14 protein-coding genes and 1 pseudogene are annotated in these 19,223 nt (G+C 69.6%); 10 read left to right on the top strand and 5 right to left on the bottom strand.

What is annotated here, in order from left to right; translation table 11 throughout:
- Window positions 1-14: 14 nt before the first annotated feature.
- The gene (locus tag F8566_RS13490) at window positions 15-713 is read right to left on the bottom strand and encodes a DUF1707 SHOCT-like domain-containing protein (RefSeq protein WP_225993133.1); all 699 of its coding nucleotides are present in this window, start codon (window positions 711-713) and stop codon (window positions 15-17) included.
- A gap of 132 nt (window positions 714-845) precedes the next feature.
- On the opposite strand from F8566_RS13490, the gene F8566_RS13485 reads away from it, so the two are divergent.
- The 8 genes from F8566_RS13485 (at window position 846) to F8566_RS13450 (ending at window position 11,579) form a co-directional block, all read left to right on the top strand.
- A complete protein-coding gene (locus F8566_RS13485; protein WP_151560515.1) occupies window positions 846-2,474 on the top strand; it encodes an acyl-CoA dehydrogenase family protein in 1,629 nt (542 codons plus the stop codon).
- Window positions 2,475-3,154: 680 nt separating this feature from the next.
- Window positions 3,155-3,475, top strand: a complete 321-nt coding sequence (locus F8566_RS13480; RefSeq protein WP_151560514.1) for a hypothetical protein — start codon at window positions 3,155-3,157, stop codon at window positions 3,473-3,475.
- 58 nt (window positions 3,476-3,533) lie between these two features.
- The gene (gene kdpF / locus F8566_RS13475) at window positions 3,534-3,623 is read left to right on the top strand and encodes a K(+)-transporting ATPase subunit F (RefSeq protein ID WP_151560513.1); all 90 of its coding nucleotides are present in this window, start codon (window positions 3,534-3,536) and stop codon (window positions 3,621-3,623) included.
- Window positions 3,623-5,284, top strand: coding sequence for a potassium-transporting ATPase subunit KdpA (gene kdpA, locus F8566_RS13470; protein ID WP_151560512.1), 1,662 nt, complete (start codon window positions 3,623-3,625; stop codon window positions 5,282-5,284). The genes kdpF and kdpA overlap by 1 nt, the downstream gene beginning before the upstream one ends.
- Window positions 5,284-7,425, top strand: a complete 2,142-nt coding sequence (kdpB, locus tag F8566_RS13465) for a potassium-transporting ATPase subunit KdpB (RefSeq protein WP_151560511.1) — start codon at window positions 5,284-5,286, stop codon at window positions 7,423-7,425. The genes kdpA and kdpB overlap by 1 nt, the downstream gene beginning before the upstream one ends.
- 2 nt (window positions 7,426-7,427) lie before the next feature.
- On the top strand, window positions 7,428-8,342 hold the full coding sequence (locus F8566_RS13460) for a potassium-transporting ATPase subunit C (RefSeq protein ID WP_151560510.1): 915 nt from the start codon (window positions 7,428-7,430) through the stop codon (window positions 8,340-8,342).
- Window positions 8,343-8,355: 13 nt separating this feature from the next.
- Window positions 8,356-10,905 carry a sensor histidine kinase gene (locus F8566_RS13455; protein ID WP_151560509.1) on the top strand — a complete coding sequence of 850 codons (2,550 nt, stop codon included), beginning with the start codon at window positions 8,356-8,358 and terminating at the stop codon, window positions 10,903-10,905.
- The gene (locus F8566_RS13450) at window positions 10,902-11,579 is read left to right on the top strand and encodes a response regulator (protein WP_151560508.1); all 678 of its coding nucleotides are present in this window, start codon (window positions 10,902-10,904) and stop codon (window positions 11,577-11,579) included. Before F8566_RS13455 ends, F8566_RS13450 begins: the two co-directional genes overlap by 4 nt.
- Window positions 11,580-12,499: 920 nt before the next feature.
- On the opposite strand, the gene F8566_RS13440 is transcribed toward F8566_RS13450, so the two are convergent.
- Entirely contained in the window at window positions 12,500-13,996 is a 1,497-nt protein-coding gene (locus F8566_RS13440) for an MFS transporter (protein ID WP_151560507.1), read from the bottom strand.
- A 160-nt stretch (window positions 13,997-14,156) separates the two neighbouring features.
- Here F8566_RS13440 and F8566_RS13435 point away from each other — a divergent pair, with 160 nt between their 5' ends.
- Entirely contained in the window at window positions 14,157-14,747 is a 591-nt protein-coding gene (locus F8566_RS13435; protein ID WP_151560506.1) for a TetR/AcrR family transcriptional regulator, read from the top strand.
- A 657-nt stretch (window positions 14,748-15,404) separates the two neighbouring features.
- Here the strand turns inward: F8566_RS13435 and F8566_RS13425 are convergent.
- Together F8566_RS13425 and F8566_RS13420 are read right to left on the bottom strand one after the other, a co-directional pair.
- Window positions 15,405-16,022, bottom strand: coding sequence for a GNAT family N-acetyltransferase (locus F8566_RS13425; protein ID WP_151560505.1), 618 nt, complete (start codon window positions 16,020-16,022; stop codon window positions 15,405-15,407).
- Between the two features lie 376 nt (window positions 16,023-16,398).
- A complete protein-coding gene (locus F8566_RS13420; RefSeq protein ID WP_151560504.1) occupies window positions 16,399-17,286 on the bottom strand; it encodes a LysR family transcriptional regulator in 888 nt (295 codons plus the stop codon).
- 139 nt (window positions 17,287-17,425) lie between these two features.
- On the opposite strand from F8566_RS13420, the gene F8566_RS13415 reads away from it, so the two are divergent.
- Window positions 17,426-18,763, top strand: a complete 1,338-nt coding sequence (locus tag F8566_RS13415; protein WP_225993132.1) for an MFS transporter — start codon at window positions 17,426-17,428, stop codon at window positions 18,761-18,763.
- A gap of 282 nt (window positions 18,764-19,045) precedes the next feature.
- Here F8566_RS13415 and F8566_RS51120 read toward each other — a convergent pair.
- Window positions 19,046-19,180, bottom strand: a pseudogene (locus F8566_RS51120) (ATP-binding protein); the annotation flags it as partial.
- Window positions 19,181-19,223: the final 43 nt, after the last annotated feature.

Genomic DNA, 19,223 nt, shown 5'->3' with positions numbered 1-19,223 from the left:
CGGCGGGACACGCCTTACTTGTGCGGGCCCTTGCGATCTTCCCACCAGTTCGTGAGGGCCCGCCGCACGGGCGCGTGGTGCTCGTCGTCCACGATCTTCACATCGCCCATGATCGCCTGTGCCCGCACCCGGACCACCGGGACCCGTGGCCCCGGCGCCGCCTCGCGCACCTGCACCTTGCGGTCGCCCATGAACGCGTAGCCGCTCAGATCGACCGTCACCCCGTCCGGCACGATGACCTTCACATCGCCCATCACCGCGGTGGCGACGACGGTGACCTCACCCGTCGGCACCTGGGCGCCGCGCAGGTCGAGCACGACGTCGCCCATCACCGCGAGCGCGGTGAGCTCGGCGTCGATGCGCCCGGAGAGACGTTCCTTGCAGTCACCCATGATCGCGCTGAACCGGCGCTGAACCTGCAGCGGCGCGGGCGCGGCGCCCGGCGCCCCCATGCCCGGCAGGTCCGCAGTGATCGTCTCCAGATCGCCCCTGGTCACGGCCGAATAGGCCGCCCCCGTCCGCGTCGTCAGCTCCTCGAACGTCAGCCGTCCCTCCACCGAGGCCACCCGCAACCGCTCGACCACCGCCTCCCGTTCGGCGTCGGAGGCACGGACTGACTCGGGCGTGGCGCGCGGGCGCTCCATCGCCGGATCCGGCTCCTGCGGCGTGAGCCGGGACGACGGCTTACCCGGCTGCGGGCTGGGCTGACTCATGACTTCGAAGGTATGCCCCCAGCGTGGCCGGGCAATCCGACCCGCGGACGAGATCACCCCGGGTCTTCAGGAGGATGCTCCGTATACAGGTCGCACTACACTTTTCCTTCAGTTGATGAGATTCTGTAAGGTATGGCCATGACGCACGAGGTGTTCAACCAGGTCCCCCCGCTCGTCGACTACGACACCGCGGACGAACCGGCCCTCCTGGACGGGCTCCAGCGCGAGGGCGCGGGGTGGGCGGCCGCCGAGATCCACGAGCTGGGCCGCCTCTCCGGCACCCACGAGGCCCAGGAATGGGGCCGCCTGGCCAACGAGCACAAACCCGTCCTGCGGACCCACGACCGCTACGGACACCGCATCGACGAGGTCGAGTTCCACCCGGCCTGGCACGAGCTCATGAACGTTGCCGTCACCCACGGCCTGCACGGCGCCCCCTGGGCCTCATCCCGCCCCGGCGCCCACGTCGCCCGCACCGCCAAGTTCTACACCTGGCGGGCCGACGCCGGTCACGGCTGCCCGATCTCCATGACGTACGCCTCCGTCCCGGCACTCCGCCAGAACCCCGACCTGGCCGCCCAGTACGAGCCCCTCCTCACCGAGAGCACCTACGACTACGGTCTCCGCGCACCCCTCACCAAGACCGCCCTCCTCGCGGGCATGTCGATGACCGAGAAGCAGGGCGGCAGCGACGTCCGCGCCAACACCACCCGGGCGACGCCCACTTCCGACGGCACCTACCGCCTCGTCGGGCACAAGTGGTTCACGAGCGCCCCGATGTGCGACGTCTTCCTGACCCTCGCCCAGACCGACGCCGGCGTGACCTGCTTCCTGGTTCCCCGCGTCCTCCCCGACGGCTCGCTCAACTCCCTCCGGCTGATGCGCCTGAAGGACAAGCTCGGCAACCACTCCAACGCCTCGTCCGAGATCGAGTACGAGAACGCCGTCGCCCACCGCGTGGGCGACGAGGGCCGCGGCGTCCGCACCATCATCGAGATGGTCAACATGACCCGTCTGGACTGCGTGATCGGCGCCGCCTCCGGCATGCGCCATGGCCTGGTCACCGCGACGCATCATGCCGTCCACCGCCAGGCGTTCGGCAAGTACCTCGTCGACCAGCCCCTGATGCGCAACGTCCTGGCCGACCTCGCCGTCGAGTCCGAGGCCGCCACCACGGTCATGATGCGCCTGGCGGGCGCCACCGACCGTTCCGTACGCGGCGACGAGTCCGAGACCGCCTTCAAGCGCCTGGCCCTCGCGGTCACGAAGTACTGGGTCTGCAAGCGCGCACCGGCCCACGCCGCCGAGGCCCTCGAATGCCTCGGCGGCAACGGCTACGTAGAAGAGTCCGGCATGCCCCGCCTCTTCCGCGAATCCCCCCTGAACGGAATCTGGGAAGGCTCTGGGAACGTCGCCGCGCTGGACGTCCTGCGCGCCATGCTCAAAGAACCCCACGTCATCGACGTCTTCTTCGACGAGATCGCCTCAGCCTCCGGCGCCGACCACTGCCTGGACAGGGCCGTCCAGCAAGCCAAGGACTCCCTCACCGACCTGGAAACGATCGAGATCCGAGCCCGCCGAGTAGTCGAACACCTGGCCCTGACCCTCCAGGCATCCCTCCTGGTCAAACACGGCCACCCCGCAGTCGCCGACGCCTTCTGCGCCACCCGCCTGGCCGGCGACTGGGGCCACGCCTACGGCACCCTCCCACCCGGCCTCGACCTCTCCCCCATCATCGAACGAGCCACCCCCAAGGTCTAGCGGGAAGTTCCTGCGTACGCTTCTGGGCAAGCTCGAAGCAAGCGAAACGATCGCCCAGGCACAAAGCGTCGGCCAAACCATCACCCTCACCTCCCCACCAGCCGCAGACAGCTACCGCAACTGGCTTAGCCGGCCCCAAGCCTGAGCGGAATCGCTCGATGTGGGCGAGGCAACGGTAGTCGCGCTGCTGAGTCGATGCTGCTGGATCCTCGCCAATCTCGTTCGTGCGGTCTCGGCCAGCGCGACCCAGGCGGCTCCGGCATGAGCATCATCGATGTCGCCTATGCCGATGACGAGTCGTCACCGCGGCGATCATCTGGGGAACCTCAAGGAGCGTTCGGACAACCTCGATCGTCAGATCGTCGTCTGGCAGCTTGATCTTGACGCGTTCTTGACGCCGTCTTCCGCTGGTGGAGCCGCTGCTCTGAGCGCCAGAACCGTTGTTGATCATGGTGCCCGGGATGCTGCGCGTATGGACGGCGTGAAAAGCACGGGCGTGGCCGTATGGAAAGCGTCAAGACGCGTCAAATGCCGGAAACGAGGGTGTTTTCTTTCCTTCGGCGCCGCACGGGCGGCGGCTGAGGAAAGGGCTGTCATGTCGATCGAAGCACCGTGGTGGGGGGGATTGTCTGCTAGGCATCGTCCTGGCCATTGGTTTCGCGGCATCGGCCGGCGGCTGCGTGCTGGCCTCGGCCGTCACCCCGCCTCCCGGCGGCCAGCTGGCTGCCCTCGCAACCGTCCTCGGCGTGTTCGCCGCCGTTGTCCGCAACCTGCCCGCCGCCGTCCTGACGGCCGTGGTCGCCTGGTCCTTCTACCTGGGATTCCTCGGGGAAGAGGCCGGTGAGCCGTCCTGGCACGGAGCGATCGATCTGCTCCGGCTGGGAATGCTGATCTTGGCGGTGCCGGCGGGGTCGGCGCATTGGCTGATCAGGAACGTACTCACCCGCCCGGAATCCGGGCTGATCAAGGAAATCGAGTCATGGCTGACCTCGTTCTCATAGCGCTGACCATCGCGGTGTTCGCGGTGCTCGGCCTCGTCGTGAAGGCGGTCGGACGCCTGTGAGCCCCGACAACATCATCGGCCTGGTTCTGGCTGTCGGCCTGATCGTGTTCCTGGTGGTCGCCCTCCTGCTCCCGGAGAAGTTCTGATGAGCTCCACGACCGCGGGGATCGTGTTCATCGTCTCCCTGCTTGTTGCGCTCGCCCTGGTGCACGTGCCACTGGGCGACTACATGTACCGCGTCTTTTCCGCCAGGAAGCACAACAGGCTGGAACGCGGCATCTACAAGGTGATCGGGGTGGATCCCGAGGCCGAGCAGAAGTGGAGCGTGTACGCCAAGAGTGTGCTGGCGTTCTCGCTGATCTCGGTGCTGGTCCTGTACGGGTTCCAGCGGCTGCAGGACAAGCTGTTCTTGTCCCTGGGCTTCGCCCCGGTGCCCGACCATGTGGCCTGGAACACCGCCGTCAGCTTCGTGACGAACACGAACTGGCAGGCGTATTCGGGTGAGTCCACGATGGGCTACCTGGTGCAGATGAGCGGCCTGGCCGTGCAGAACTTCGTGTCTGCGGCCGTCGGCATGGCGGTCGCGATCGCGTTCGTGCGCGGCTTCGCCCGCAGGAAGACCGAGGACCTCGGCAACTTCTGGGTGGATCTGACCCGGGCCACGCTGCGGATCCTGCTGCCGATCGCCGTCCTCGGCGCAATCGTGCTGATCGCCGGCGGGGTCGTGCAGAACTTCACCGACCCGCACGCGGTCACCACGCTGACCGGCGGCCAGCAGACCATCACCGGCGGCGCCGTCGCCTCCCAAGAGGCGATCAAGGACCTGGGCACCAACGGCGGCGGCTACTACAACGCCAACTCCGCCCACCCGTTCGAGAACCCGACCGCCTGGACGAACTGGGTCGAGATCTTCCTGCTGCTGGTGATCTCCTTCTCGCTGCCGCGCACCTTCGGCCGGCTCGTCGGCCAGAAGCGGCAGGGGTATGCGATCGTCGCCGTGATGGCCGTCCTGGCCATCGTGTCGATCACCGCGACCACCGCGGCTCAGGTCGCCCACCACGGCACCGTGCCCGAGGCGGTCGCCGCGGCGAGCGAGGGCACCGAGCAGCGGTTCGGGATCGTGGACTCAGCGATGTTCGCCGCCTCCACCACGCTGACGTCGACCGGTTCGGTGAACTCCTTCCACGACTCCTACACCTCGCTGGGCGGGGCGGTACTGCTGCTGAACATGATGCTCGGCGAAGTCGCGCCCGGCGGAGTCGGCTCCGGCCTGTACGGCATGCTCATCCTCGCGGTCATCACGGTGTTCGTCGCCGGGCTGATGGTCGGCCGGACCCCGGAGTTTCTGGGGAAGAAGATCGGCCCGCGGGAGATCAAGCTGGCGTCGCTGTACTTCCTGGTCACCCCCGCTTTGGTGCTGATCGGTTCGGCGATCGCGATGGCGTTCGCCAAGACCCGCGCCTCGATGCTGAACAGCGGCCCGCACGGGTTCTCCGAAGTCCTGTACGCCTTCACCAGCGCGTCGAACAACAACGGGTCGGCGTTCGCCGGGATCACCGTGAACACGCCGTTCTACGACACCGCGCTCGGCTTGTGCATGGCGTTCGGCCGGTTCCTGCCGATCATTCTCGTCCTTGCCCTTGCGGGCTCGCTCGCGAAGCAGGCTCCGGTCCCGGAATCGGTGGGGACGCTGCCGACGCACCGGCCGCAGTTCATCGGCATGGTCGTCGGCCTCACCCTCGTCTTGGTGGCCCTGACGTTCTTCCCGGCGCTCGCCCTCGGCCCGCTGGCAGAAGGGATCCACTAATGTCCACCCCGACCCTTCAGCACGCCCCGGCCGCACCGCAGCCGCCGAAGCCGCGCCGCGCCACGGGCGGCCTGCTCGACCCCGGGATGCTGGCCGGCTCACTGCCGGCGGCGGTCCGCAAGCTCGACCCCAGGGTCATGTGGCGCAACCCCGTCATGCTGATCGTCGAGATCGGCGCCGTCTGGACCACCATCCTCGCCGCCCGTGACCTGTCCGCGTTCTCGGTCCTCATCGCCGTGTGGTTGTGGCTCACGGTCGTATTCGCCAACCTCGCCGAAGCGGTCGCGGAGGGGCGCGGCAAGGCTCAAGCCGACACGCTCCGCAACGCCAAGAAGGACACCACTGCCCGCCGCCTGCTCGGCTGGAAGCCCGGCGCCGACCTGAGCGAGGAAGACGTCCCGGCCGCCCAGCTGCAGCAGGGCGACATCGTGGTCGTCGAGGCCGGACAGATCATCCCCGGCGACGGCGACGTCATCGAGGGCATCGCCAGCGTGGACGAGTCGGCGATCACTGGCGAGTCCGCGCCCGTGATCCGCGAGTCCGGCGGCGACCGGTCCGCGGTCACCGGCGGCACCAAGGTGCTGTCTGACCGGATCGTCGTGCGCATCACCCAGAAGCCGGGCGAGTCGTTCATCGACGCAATGATCGCCCTGGTCGAGGGCGCGGCCCGGCAGAAGACCCCGAATGAGATCGCGCTCAACATCCTGCTGTCCGCGTTGACGATCATCTTCCTGGTCGCGACCGTCACCATGCAGCCATTCGCAATCTTCGCGAAGGCGAACAACCCCGGCGTGCTCGACACCACCGCCCTGGACGGCAACGGCGTGACCGGCATCGTCATGGTGTCGCTGCTCGTCTGCCTGATCCCGACCACGATCGGGGCGCTGCTGTCGGCGATCGGCATCGCGGGCATGGACCGCCTGGTCCAGCGCAACGTCCTGGCCATGTCGGGACGCGCGGTCGAGGCCGCCGGCGATGTCAACACCCTGCTGCTCGACAAGACCGGAACCATCACCCTGGGCAACCGGCAGGCCTCGGCGTTCCTCCCGGTCGGCACCACCACCCAAGACCAGCTCGCCGACGCGGCACAGTTGTCGTCGCTGGCCGACGAGACCCCCGAGGGCCGCTCCATCGTCGTCTACGCCAAGCAGGCCTACGGGCTGCGGGAACGGCACCCCGGCGAGCTCGCCCACGCGCAGTGGATCCCGTTCGCCGCGCAGACCCGCATGTCCGGGGTCGACCTCGACGGCCGTCAGCTCCGCAAGGGCGCCGCGTCCGCGGTCGCCGGCTGGGTCCGCGACCACGGCGGCGTCGTCTCCCCAGCGCTCGGAGACGCCGTCGACGGCATCTCGGCCTCCGGCGGCACCCCGCTGGTCGTCGGCGAGGTCAGCAACGGCCAAGCGCGTGTGCTGGGCGTCATCCATCTCAAGGACGTCGTCAAGGCCGGCATGCGTGAGCGGTTCGACCACATGCGCGCCATGGGCATCCGCACGATCATGGTGACCGGCGACAACCCGATGACCGCCAAGGCCATCGCCGCAGAAGCAGGCGTCGACGACTTCCTCGCCGAGGCCAAACCCGAAGACAAGATGGCCTTCATCAAGAAGGAGCAGGAAGGCGGGCGGCTCGTCGCCATGACCGGCGACGGCACCAACGACGCACCCGCGCTTGCCCAGGCCGACGTCGGCGTGGCCATGAACACCGGAACTTCCGCGGCCAAGGAGGCTGGGAACATGGTCGACCTCGACTCGGATCCGACCAAGCTGATCGAGATCGTTGAGATCGGCAAGCAGCTCCTGATCACACGCGGTGCGCTGACCACGTTCTCGATCGCCAACGACATCGCCAAGTACTTCGCGATCATCCCGGCGCTGTTCGTGACCCTCTATCCGGGGCTCGACGCGTTGAACATCATGCGGCTGTCCAGCCCGCAGTCGGCGATCCTGTCCGCCGTCATCTTCAACGCCCTGGTCATCATCGCGTTGATCCCGCTGGCGCTGCGCGGCGTCCAGTACAAACCCAGCTCGGCCTCAAAGCTGCTGAGCCGCAACCTCTACCTGTACGGGCTGGGCGGCGTGATCGCCCCCTTCATCGGGATCAAACTCATCGACCTCCTCATCCAGTTCACACCGGGACTCTGACCATGGGCACACTTCCTGGCTGGCTCCGCCAGCACGTCGCCGCGCTGCGGGCGCTGCTCGTCTTCACCGTGATCTGCGGCGCCCTCTACCCGCTGGTGATCACCGCGGTCGCCCAGCTGCCAGGCCTCAAGGACAAGGCCAACGGTTCCCTTGTCAGTGCGAACGGCAAGGGTGTCGGCAGCTCGCTGATCGGCCAGAACTTCACTGACAAGGACGGGAACCCGCTCAAGCAGTACTTCCAGTCGCGCCCCTCCAGCGCTGGCGACGGCTATGACCCGACCTCCACCTCGGCCAGCAACCTGGGCCCGGAGGACACCGTGGACACCCTGCCCGACCCGGCGCTGGTCAAGGCCGGGAAAGAGGATGAGAACGCCAAGACCAGCCTGCTGTCCACGGTGTGCACCCGCAGCAAGGCGATCGGGGAGCTGGAGGGCGTGAGCGGGGCCCGCCCCTACTGCACGCCGTCCGGCGTCGGCGCGGTCCTGTCGGTGCTCGGCCCGCGCGATGCGGCCGGTGTCGTATCCAAGCCGACCCGGGTGATCAGCCTCAACGAGGCCTGCCCGGCGACCCCGTTCCTGGCCACCTACAAGGGGGTCAAGGTCGAGTGCAACACCTACGGTGAGGACTACAGCACCGGTCAGGTCGTGCCGGTCCGCGGCCAGGCCCCCGCCAGGCCGGTCGTCCCGGCCGACGCGGTGACCGCCAGCGGCTCGGGTCTTGACCCGCACATCTCCGTCGAATACGCGAAACTGCAGGTCAACCGGATCGCGCAGACCCGGAGCATCCCGGTCGGCCAAGTCACCGCCCTGATCGACAAGCACACCACCGGCCGGGCTGCCGGGTTCATGGGCGAGCCGTCGGTGATCGTGCTGGAACTGAACATCGACCTGGACAAGACCGCCCCGTACAAGGGCTGAAAGGGAACTGATCATGCGTAGGGGGCAGCTTCGCATTTACCTGGGGGCTGCCCCCGGCGTGGGCAAGACCTACGCCATGCTCGGCGAAGGCCGCCGCCGTCTCGAACGCGGCACCGACGTGGTCGTCGGCTATGTGGAGACTCATGGCAGGCCGCGCACAGCGGAACTCCTGGACGGCATGGAGATCATCCCGCGCCGTCAGATGACCTATCGGGGCGCGCGGTTCACCGAACTCGACGCCGACGCGGTCCTGGCCCGCTCCCCGCAGGTCGCGTTGGTCGACGAGCTCGCGCACACCAACGTTCCTGGGAGCCTCAACGCCAAACGCTGGCAGGACGTCGAGCGGCTGCTGGACGCGGGCATCGACGTGATCTCCACGGTGAACATCCAGCACTTGGAGTCCCTCAACGACGTCGTCGAACGCATCACCGGGATCACCCAGCGCGAGACCATCCCCGACGAGGTCGTACGCCGCGCCGACCAGGTCGAACTGGTCGACATGGCACCCGAGGCGCTCCGCAGAAGGATGGCGCACGGCAACATCTACGCCCCCGAGAAGGTCGACGCCGCCCTGTCGAACTACTTCCGGGTCGGCAATCTGACCGCGCTGCGCGAGCTCGCGCTGCTGTGGCTGGCCGGGAAGGTCGACGAGCAGCTCGACCGGTACCGGACCGACCACGGCATCGGCGGCACCTGGGAAGCCCGCGAACGCATCGTCGTCGCCCTCACCGGCGGCCAAGAAGGCGAGACCCTGATCCGCCGCGCCACCCGGATCGCGGCCCGCACCAAAGGCGCCGACCTCCTCGCCGTCCACGTCGCCCGAGGGGACGGGCTGACCGGAGCCCGCCCCGCCGACCTGGCCAAGCAGCGGGAGATCATCGAGGGGCTCGGCGGCACCTACCACCAGGTCGTCGGCGACGACGTCCCCAAAGCCCTGCTCGAGTTCGCCCGTGCCGTCAACGCCACCCAGCTCGTCCTGGGCGTCTCCCGGCGCCGTCCCCTCGCTCAGTTGCTGCGGCCGGGCATCGGCGTCACCACCACCGCCCTGTCCGGCTCCATCGACGTGCACATGGTCACCCACGACCAGGCCCGCCAAGGCATCCGCCGCCCCACCCGCGACCGCGGTGTCACACTTGGCCGTCGGCTCGGCGCATTCGCGCTGTCCGCGGCCGGGCTGCCGCTGCTCACCTACGCCCTCACCCAGGTGCGTGAAGACTTCAGCCTGCCCAGCGACATCCTGTTCTTCCTCGCGGCCGTGGTCGGCATCGCACTACTCGGCGGGCTGTGGCCCGCCCTGTTCACCGCAGTCGCCGCCTTCCTGCTCCTCAACTGGTACTTCACCCCGCCCTACCACCAGTGGACCATCACCGAACAGGAGAACCTGGTCGCCCTGGCGGTGTTCGTCCTGGTCGGCATCGCGGTCAGCGCCGTCGTCGACCGGGCCGCCAGACGCTCCCGCGAGGCCGCCGAACTCGGTGCCGAAGCCGAAGTCCTGTCCACCCTCGCCGGGAACGTGCTGCGCGGCGAACGAGCCCTCGACACCCTCCTCGCACGGCTCCGCGAAACCTTCGCACTCACCTCCGTCACCCTGCTGGAGCACCCCGCTGACCAGCCTGTCACCCCCGACACCCAGCGGGACCCCGACGACTGGCGGATCGTCGCCACCACCGGCGGCAGACCCTGCACCACCCCCGAAGAGGGCGACACCACCATCCCCGTCGGCGACGACCTCGCGCTCGCGCTCCGTGGACGCACCCTCCCGGCCAGAGACCGCCGCATCCTGGAAGCCTTCGCCGTCCAAGCCGCCACCGCGCTGCGCCAGCAGCGCCTGGAAGCCGAAGCCGAACGGGCCCGCCCCCTGGAAGCCGTCGACAAGATGCGCACCGCCCTGCTCAGCGCCGTCAGCCACGACCTGCGCACTCCACTCGCCAGTGCCATGGCCGCCGTCGACAGCCTTCACAACACCGCGATCGATTGGACGGACGAGGAACGGGCCGAACTCGTCGACACCGCGCGGCAATCCCTCGAACGGCTCGACCGGCTCGTCGCCAACCTGCTCGACATGAGCCGGCTGCAGGCCGGCGCCCTCGGCATGATGGCGCAACCGCTCGCCCTCGATGAGATCGTTCCCCGCGCCGTGGACGACCTCGGCGACCAGGCACGCCAACACGTGACCGTGGACATCCCCGCCGATCTACCCGAAATCCACGCCGATCCCGCGCTGCTGGAGCGTGTTCTGGTCAATTTGATCTCCAATGCGCTGCGCTACAGCCCGACCGGCACAAACGTGCTCGTCACCGCCGGCGCCCACCAGGACCGGGTCGAGCTGCGGATCGCCGACCGAGGCCCCGGCATCCCCGCCGCCGACCGCGACCGCGTCTTCCAACCCTTCCAACGGCTCGACGACCGCGATAACCACACCGGCGTCGGTCTCGGACTCGCCCTCTCGCGCGGCCTCATCGAGGCCATGGGCGGCGAACTCATCCCCGAAGACACCCCCGGCGGCGGCCTCACCATGATCGTCGCCCTGTCCGTGCACGCACCGAACGGAGCCGCATCATGATCCGAGTGCTGGTCGTCGACGACGAACCCCAGCTGCTGCGCGCTCTGCGCATCAACCTGCGCGCCCGCGACTTCGACGTCGAGACCGCTCCGGACGGAACCACCGCCCTGCGTGCCGCGGGCGACTTCCACCCCGACCTCGTCGTCCTGGACCTCGGCCTGCCCGACATCGACGGCGTGGAGGTGATCCACGGGCTGCGCGGCTGGACCAAAGTCCCGATCATCGTGCTGTCCGGCCGAGCTGGCAGCCGCGACAAGGTCGAAGCCCTCGAAGCCGGCGCCGACGACTACGTCACCAAACCTTTCAACATCGACGAACTCGTCGCCCGTATCCGCGCCGTCACGCGCCGCGCCGGAAACGACGACACCACCCGCACCGTCACCATCGGCGGCTGCACCATCGACCTGGCCGACAAGACCGCCGCCGACGCGGACGGCGAAAGCGTCCGATTCACCCCCACCGAATGGCACCTGCTGGAAATGTTGCTCCGCAACCCCGGCAAACTCATCAGCCAACAGCAGCTCCTCACCACCGTCTGGGGACCCAGCTACATCAAAGAAACCCACTACCTACGCCAGTACATGGCCCAACTACGCCGAAAACTCGAACCCGACCCAGCCCACCCACGCCACCTGCTCACCGAACCCGGGATGGGATACCGGTTCCAGCAATGAACGTCGCACGAGCCTGCCGCCGTCATGATTCCCAGCGATGACCAGCAGCGGCATGCCGCACTGGCTCTGCGGCATTGAACGCGCGACCTGCTGGAGATCACCGACCGCCTCGGCGCCGACGACCTTCCCGACGAAGAGCGGGCGGCGCTGCTGGAGCGGCTACGCGGCTACCAGCAGGCCGTCGCCCGGCAGGTGGACAAGCTGCGCGTGCAACTGGAACGCGCCGAAGACTTCGCCGCCCTGCACAACCGCCTGCAGCACGCCGCCCCGGCCACGTCCCGCCCCGCCGCTCAGGACTGACCGGCCACAGCACCAGGTGGCCTCAACCGCAGGTGAGGTTCCATCATGGTGATCGCCGGACGGCACCGCGCGTGAGGAGGTCGCCTGGTGAACGCCGAGGCGCATCGCCAGACCCCGCCGGCGTCGCGTTCGCGATGTTCGGCACCTGGAAGGTCGGCACCCCCGACCGGCAGCACGCACCGCCGCCGCGATCCAGACCGCGTGGCAAGCCCGGCCCTGGCCCGGACCCGCCCTGCGCTGCTACGGCATCCTGGCCGCCGACGACGGCACCACCCTGCTGCACCTGTCGACCGCCGACGCCGTCGCCAAGACCTGTCCTGGAAACGCCAGGTCGACGCGGCAGTCCCCGCAATCGAGCGGACCGGAGTGCTGACCTGCCGCCGCTACCGCAGCACATTCGCCCACCGCGGCGTGCACGCGACCAGAACCGATCGCCGCGCACTTCTACCTCAGCCTGGGCGGCACCCAGGTACTCACCTACGCGCTGTGGGCCAGCGCCGACGCCCACCAGGCCGCCATCACCCACCGGCCCGCCGCAGCTGGCCGACGACCCCGACTGGCAACGCGCCCACACCTGGCCCGGGTTGCGCTCCCCCACCGTCCAGCGATTCGAGCCGCTACTACTCCTGCATCCCTGACCCCGGCGATCGAGCCGGGCCGGCGAACCGGGGCCTAGCGGTACCGGTGTCGTCACGGCGCGGCGGCAGCGCGAAGGCCAGTGCGCCGACCACCATCAGCACGCCTGCGGTCAGCGCGAACGCCTGGCCATACTGGGCGGCCAGTGCCGCCTCGACCGAGGCGGCACCTGAAGCGGGTGCGGTGGTGAGGGCGACCAGGGCTGCCAGGCCGACTGCGCCGCCGACCTGCTTGGCGGTGTTCATCAGACCCGAGGCGACGCCCGCATCGGCCGCATGCACGCCGGAGGTCACAATGCTGGTGAGCGGGGTGTTGAACAGCGCGCCGCCCACCGACATCAGCACCGCCGGCCCCAGCACCCCGCTCCAGTAGGTGTCGTCGGCGGTGATCTGGCTCTGCCAGGCGAACCCGGCGGCGGCGATCCACACCCCGGCCACGATCAGCACGCGGGTGTCCACGTGCCGCATCAGCCGGGGGGTGACCCGCAGCCCGATCAGCAGGGTCAGCACGGTGTGCGGCAGGAACCCTAGCCCGGTCTGCAGCGCGTCCAAGTTCAGCACGTTCTGCATGTACAGGGTGAGGAAGTACCACATCGGCACCTGGAACGCCGCCCCGGCCAGCAACATCACCCCGTTGCCCAGCCAGACCGCCCGTCTGCGCAGCAGCCGCGGCGGCAGCAGCGGCCAGGCCGCCAGCCGCGCCTCCACCACCGCGAAGGCGGCCACCGCCAACGTCCCGGCCGCCCACAACGCCGCCGTCACCGCACCCGGGCGACTCTCACTCGGCGACAGGGCGTAGGTGATGGCGACCAGGCCCAGGGTGGCCAGCACCGCGCCCGGCACGTCCAGCCGGCCAGCCCGCCCAGGTACCGTGCCGCCGGGTAGCAGCCGCGCCGCCGCCAGCGCCGTCACCCCGATCGGCACGTTCACCAGCAGGATGGATCGCCAGCTCAGATACTCCGTCAGTGCGCCGCCGACCAGGTTCCCGGCCGCGCCGCCGGCCAGGCTGACCGCCGTCCAGATCGCCAGCGCCCGCGTGCGCGCCGCGCCCTCGGGGAACGTCACCGTCAGCACCGTCAAGGTGACCGGCGCCAGCACCGCCGCACCCAGCCCCTGCACCGCCCGCGCACCGATCAGCAGGCCCGCCGTCGTGGCCAGCCCTCCGGCCAGACTCGCCGCGGTGAACACCGCCAGCCCCGCAACGAACACCCGCCGATGCCCGTATAGATCCGCCAGCCGCCCGCCCAGCAACAGAAAGCCGCCGAACGCCAGCGCGTAAGACGTTGCGACCCACGGCAGAGCCGCCGCAGAGAAGTCCAACGAGCGCTTGATGGACGGCAGCGCCACGTTCACCACCGACACATCCAGGACCACCATGAACTGCGCCGCGCACACCAACGCCAAGATCCCCGCCGCACACGCCGAGCGCCTACCGTCCGCCGCCGCGAGGCTACGCTGCTGGTCGATCTCGCGTCCGGTCATGACCACCACCTACCCAGCAAATCAATGTGATCACATTGATTTGCTAGGATCGATGGTAAGCGACCACGAACACCCAGGTCAATCAGTGCCGTGCCGACGCAGCAGCCCGCCCACGTCGTATGGGGCGCAGCCGGGAACCGAAACGGAAAAAGGGAGAGCGATGAGCCGACGCACCCGCGGCCCGGGCGCCGACCACGACCAGCGCGCCACCCACATCGCCGACGCCGTCCTTGCCGTCGTCGCCGAGCACGGCCTGACCGGTGTCTCCCAGACCCGCGTCGCCGACGCCGCCGGCGCTTCCGCCGGACGCGTTCAGCACTACTTCCCCACCAAACAGCAGCTGATGGAAGCGGCCTTCGACCGCGCCAACGCCCTGTCAGCCGCCCGGATCGCCGCCAAGACCGGCCAGGACGCCGCCCCGCGCCAGGTGCTGACCGTGGTGCTCACCGAGCTGATCCCCTACGACGCCCCCACCGAGACGCACATGCGGATCCGCCAGTCCTTCACCGCCCTGGCACTCACCGACCCCGCCATCGCCACCCGGCTGCACGCCGACTACACCCGCTTCCACCAGCAGATCACCGAGCTCCTCCACCGCGACGGCGTCGCCGATCCCTACCCCGCCGCCCTCAGCCTGACCGCCCTGGCCGAAGGACTCGCCTACTACGTCCTCACCGGCCTATGCACAGCCGACACCGCCCGCGACCGCATCCACACCGCCATCGCCGACACCTGCCCCAAAGGGCCATGACCGCGGTCAATCCCTGCACCCAGCCTCCGCGTAAGGCCTATCCGCCCGATCGTTCCCGAGTACTACGGCAACCCCCTCTTGCAGACTCGCCCAGACTCGCGTCCGAGCCGAGCACATCACAGGCTGAGCGGACAATAGGCCGTCGTGCGGGCCGAGGTAACGCGACGCACATGGCCATCTCCTACATCACCATGCTGACCGCCTTCTACGTCGACAACGGCCCCCGCCTCCCGCTCTAGAAACTGCTCCCGGACATCACCTCCTGGTTCCTGCCCGCCGCGATCGGCCTGCCGCTACTGATCCGCGCGCTGCGCCGCCACCCCGACCCACCCGCACGCCGCCCCGTCCCGGCCCAATGCACCGGCACCGAGGAAGCCCTGCATGACTGACCAACCGCCGAACCGGTGTCACCTCCGCGATGGCCAACATCAGGTCCCTTGCCGAGGCAAGGGATAGTGCATGGTCGGAATAAGTACCTTCCGTCAGTAATCTGGCCTGCGCCGCCGCCCTGGTGGAGGACAGCGGCGGCGACCGCGCCGGTCGCCACCGCTGTCCCGGCCGACGACATCAGGCCCGCCAGCCAGTACCGCCGAAACGCGGGATTGCCCCGCAGGGGCGCCGACACTCGCGCCGCGTGGGCGACCAGACGCGACGTTGTCATGGGGTCCTCGGGTCCCGGGCGGAACGGGCTGCCAGGTGTGGGAGAACCCCGTCGCCGTCTGACAGCTCTTGGGGGAGCAGCGACCCGACCCAGGCGTCCATCCGTTCTCCTTGGTGGATCAGCCGTTTGCGGAGGGTCGCTTCCACCAGGAACCCTGCTCGTTCGGCCACCGTGCGGGAGGCGGTGTTGCCGGCCTCGGCGTGCCAGGTGATCAGGTCGATGTCCAGGACGTCGAATCCCCAGCGGCACACCGTGCGCACGGCTCGGGTGGCGATGCCCCGGCGGCGATGCTGCGCGGGGACCCAGTAGCCGATCTCGGCGGTGTGAACTTCCGGGCGCAGACCCAGCGCGACCCGGCCGACCCGCTGCCCGGTGTGCTCGACGACGAACTCGGCGCGCTGACGGGACTCCCAGCCGGTGATGGCGCGTCGCACAAAGTGCTCCGCGTGGCCCATCTGGTAGGGGGCTGGCAGGTTCACGAACCGGTGCATCACCGGGTCGTGGGCCGACACCTGGAACACCCAGGCGACGTCAGCGCCGGTGAAGGGCCGCAACGTCAGCTCGCCTGCGGTGAACGGCCCCCATCCACCTGCAGAACGGTCAAGCGCGGTCATCAACGGGCGCCTCCTGCCTCATGTCCCGGCTCCCAGTCGAAGTCGGCGCGTCTGCTCCGCTGGCCGGCCACCAGTCCTCCCAGCTGTCGCCGGGCTGGCGAGCAGCTTCGCAGGCGGCGCGCGACCCGCTCGATCCGTCGCGGCCGCCGCCTGGAGTTCCTGAGCCAGCGCCCGCTGGTCGGCGTTGGTCAGCTGATGTCGAAGGCCGTGGGCAGGTAGATGGTGCGGCCGTTCTTGCGCGATGCGGGCGGCGGCGATCCGAGCTCGTGTGCCGGCGGGCAAGTTGGCCGCGGCGGCATCCCAGGAGAAGGACTGGGCGTCGTCGAGTTCGTCGGTCTGCAGGGTGATCTGGGTGGGGTCGTGGAGGGTTCGATCGTCAGGGGGAGGTTGGGACGGTGGCGTAGAGGAGGTCGCGGAGCCCGGGCAGAGCTTCGCGGTCACCTCGCCAGACCAGCCGCAGACTCAGCGTCGGCACGGACAGGTCGAGCCTGGTGAGGGCGCCGGAACGCAGCGCGGTCGATGCCGCGAACTCTGGTAGCAGCGCGATGCCCAGGCCCTGCTCGGCCCAGGCCCGCATCACCTGGACGCCGCCGACGGGCACGCGTTCCAGCTCGCGACCGAGGGCCTTGTCGGCGGCCATGTAGAACGAGCAGCTGGGGACGTTGACCAGCAGCCGTTCACCGGACAGTTCGTTGGGAGACAGGCTGGTGCGCTCACGCAGCCGGTGGTCGGGGGCGGCGACCAGGGCGAGCGGGACGGTGTCGATGTCCAGGAAGGTCAGCGGGGCGGGCGGGGCCGGGAAACCGAGGTCTCCCAGAGCGTCGCCGGTGTCCAGCAGCAGTACCGCCTCCAGCCGCCCGGCGGCCACGTCGGTGAGCAGGTCATCGCGCCGGGCGGCGGGCAGGACCTGGGCCTGGATGCCGGGCCGGCGCTGGTTGAGTCGGGCGAGGACCTGCGGGACGTAGGTGGCGGCGAGGGTCTCCAGCGCGCCTAGCCGCAGCCGCTGCGCTTGGCCGGTGATCTCGCGGCGTGCCTGCTCGGCTTGGTCCAGTAGGCGGCGGGACCAGCTGAGCGTCCGTTCGCCGTGCCCGGTCAGGTGCATGCCCTTGGCCGTCCGCTCGAACAGCGCCACGCCCAGCGACCGCTCCAGGGCGCGGATCTGCGCCGAGACGCTGGAGGGTGCCATGTCCAGGGCCACGGCGGCGCCGGTCACCGTCCGATGCCGGACCACGGCCTCGAAGATCCGCAACTGGCGCAGTTCCATGTACGCTCCAACCGGCCGAGGGCGTTCGGGAATTCCGAACGCAGTGTGCGGAAGCGCCGGTGGAGCAGGCCGGACCGCCTCGCAGACAGTGATGCGCATGACACTCGCACAATCTCCGTCCGTTGTGGGACAACCCACGGTGCGTTCCGGTCCTCGGCTGCTGGCACTGGTGGGCATCTCGCTGGGCTACTTCATGGTGCTGCTGGACATGACCGTGCTGTCGGTGGCCGAACCGGACCTTGCGACCTCGCTGCACACATCCGTCGCCGGGCTGCAGTGGGCGACCACCGGCTACACGGTGGTGTTCGGCGCACTGCTGCTGTCGGCCGGGGCCATCGCCGACCGGTACGGCGCCCGCCGGGTTTTCCGCGCCGGTGTGCTGGTCTTCGGGGTCGGGTCGCTGCTGTCTGCCCTGGCCCCGACGCTGGCTCTGCTGATCGCGCTGCGGGCGGTGCTCGGGGCCGCCGGGGCGGCCTGCGTTCCGTCGTCGATGGCAATGATCACGCGGCTCTACCCGGAACCGTCCGAGCGCGGCCGCGCCGTGGCGGCCTGGGCGGCCATCAGCGGCGCCGCGGTGGCGGCCGGCCCGCTGGCCGGCGGCGCGCTGGTCGATGCGGCCGGATGGCGCGCCATTTTCCTGATCAACGTGCCGATCGCGATGCTGGTGCTGGCCCTGTCCGCGGGACGGTGGGTGAGGTGCCCGCGTGGCGACCGGCGGATCGACTGGGCCGCGCAGGTGGCTGCGATGCTGGTGCTGGCCCTGCTGACCGACGCCCTGGTCGCGGTCGGCGCGCGGGCCTGGGGGCACGCGGCCGGATCAGGCGCGGCCATGGTGCTCGCAGCGGTGGTGTTCGCGGTCCTGGAACGGCGCAGCGCGGCCCCAGCGCTCGACCCGGACCTGCTACGCAGCCGCGGCGTGCGGGCTGGGCTCGCCGCCGGCGCAGCTGTGAACTTCGCGCTCAACGGAAGCCTGTTCGTCCTGCCGCTGCTGCTGCAGACCGACCGCCATCTCAGCGCCGCCGCAACCGGGCTGGCGTTCCTGCCGCTGACCTTGCCGTTCGTGCTCAACCCGCCGCTGGTCGGCCGCATCGCGGCCCGGGTCGGTCCCAGGCCGCCCATCCTGACCGGGATGACGCTGCTGGCACTGGGCGGCGCCATGCTCGGCTGGATGATCTGGGCCCGAGCCGGGTACGTCTGGCTGGCCTGTGGGCTTCTGCTGGCAGGTCTCGGAGTGTCGTTCGTGCTGCCCGTGCTGGTCTCGGCCATCATCAGCGCCGCCCCGGCCGGGACCGCCGGCGCGGCCTCAGGGCTGCTCAACGCCGTCCGCCAGGCCGGCGCCACACTCGGCGTCGCCACCATGGGCGCCGTCGTAGGACTGGGCACGGTGACCGGACCGGCGACCGCGCTGCTGCTGGCGGCGCTCGTATGCGCTGCGGCCGGGTCATGGTTCGCACTCGCCGCGCCTCGCCAGCCCTGACGGCGTGCGTTCTGCTGACCGGTGCGGGACGGTCCTTGCGCTCGGAGTGTCCGCCTGGGCCCGTGGACGTCCGCGCCCGTGGCCGCCAGAGGGCATGTCCCCGGAGGAGGAAGCGAGACTGCGGGCGACCCTGGCGGACGATCAGCCGGTGGACTTCACCACCTGGCCACGAGGCTACGCCCTGATTCAGCACCGCCAACCCCTGATCCAGCACCGCCAACCACAGACACCGCACAAGCACGGGTCGATCGCGCTGAACGCGCCTGCCGCTGAGGGTTGGGGTCAGCCTGCGACACGTTGTTCGGTTCGGGCCCGGGTTTGGGCGAGCCGATAGGAGTCGGTGCCGGTTTCGATGATGTTGCCGCCGAAGGTGAGCCGGTCGACGATGGCCGCGCACAGCCGGGGGTCGGTGAAGGTCAGGCCATCGCCCGCTCACTCGCCCTCAACAACGCGGAGAACC

It is taken from the genome of Actinomadura rudentiformis, assembly GCF_008923185.1.
Taxonomy (GTDB): domain Bacteria; phylum Actinomycetota; class Actinomycetes; order Streptosporangiales; family Streptosporangiaceae; genus Spirillospora; species Spirillospora rudentiformis.
Note: the sequence above shows the minus strand (reverse complement) of the source record. Positions and strands in the feature narration are given on the sequence as shown.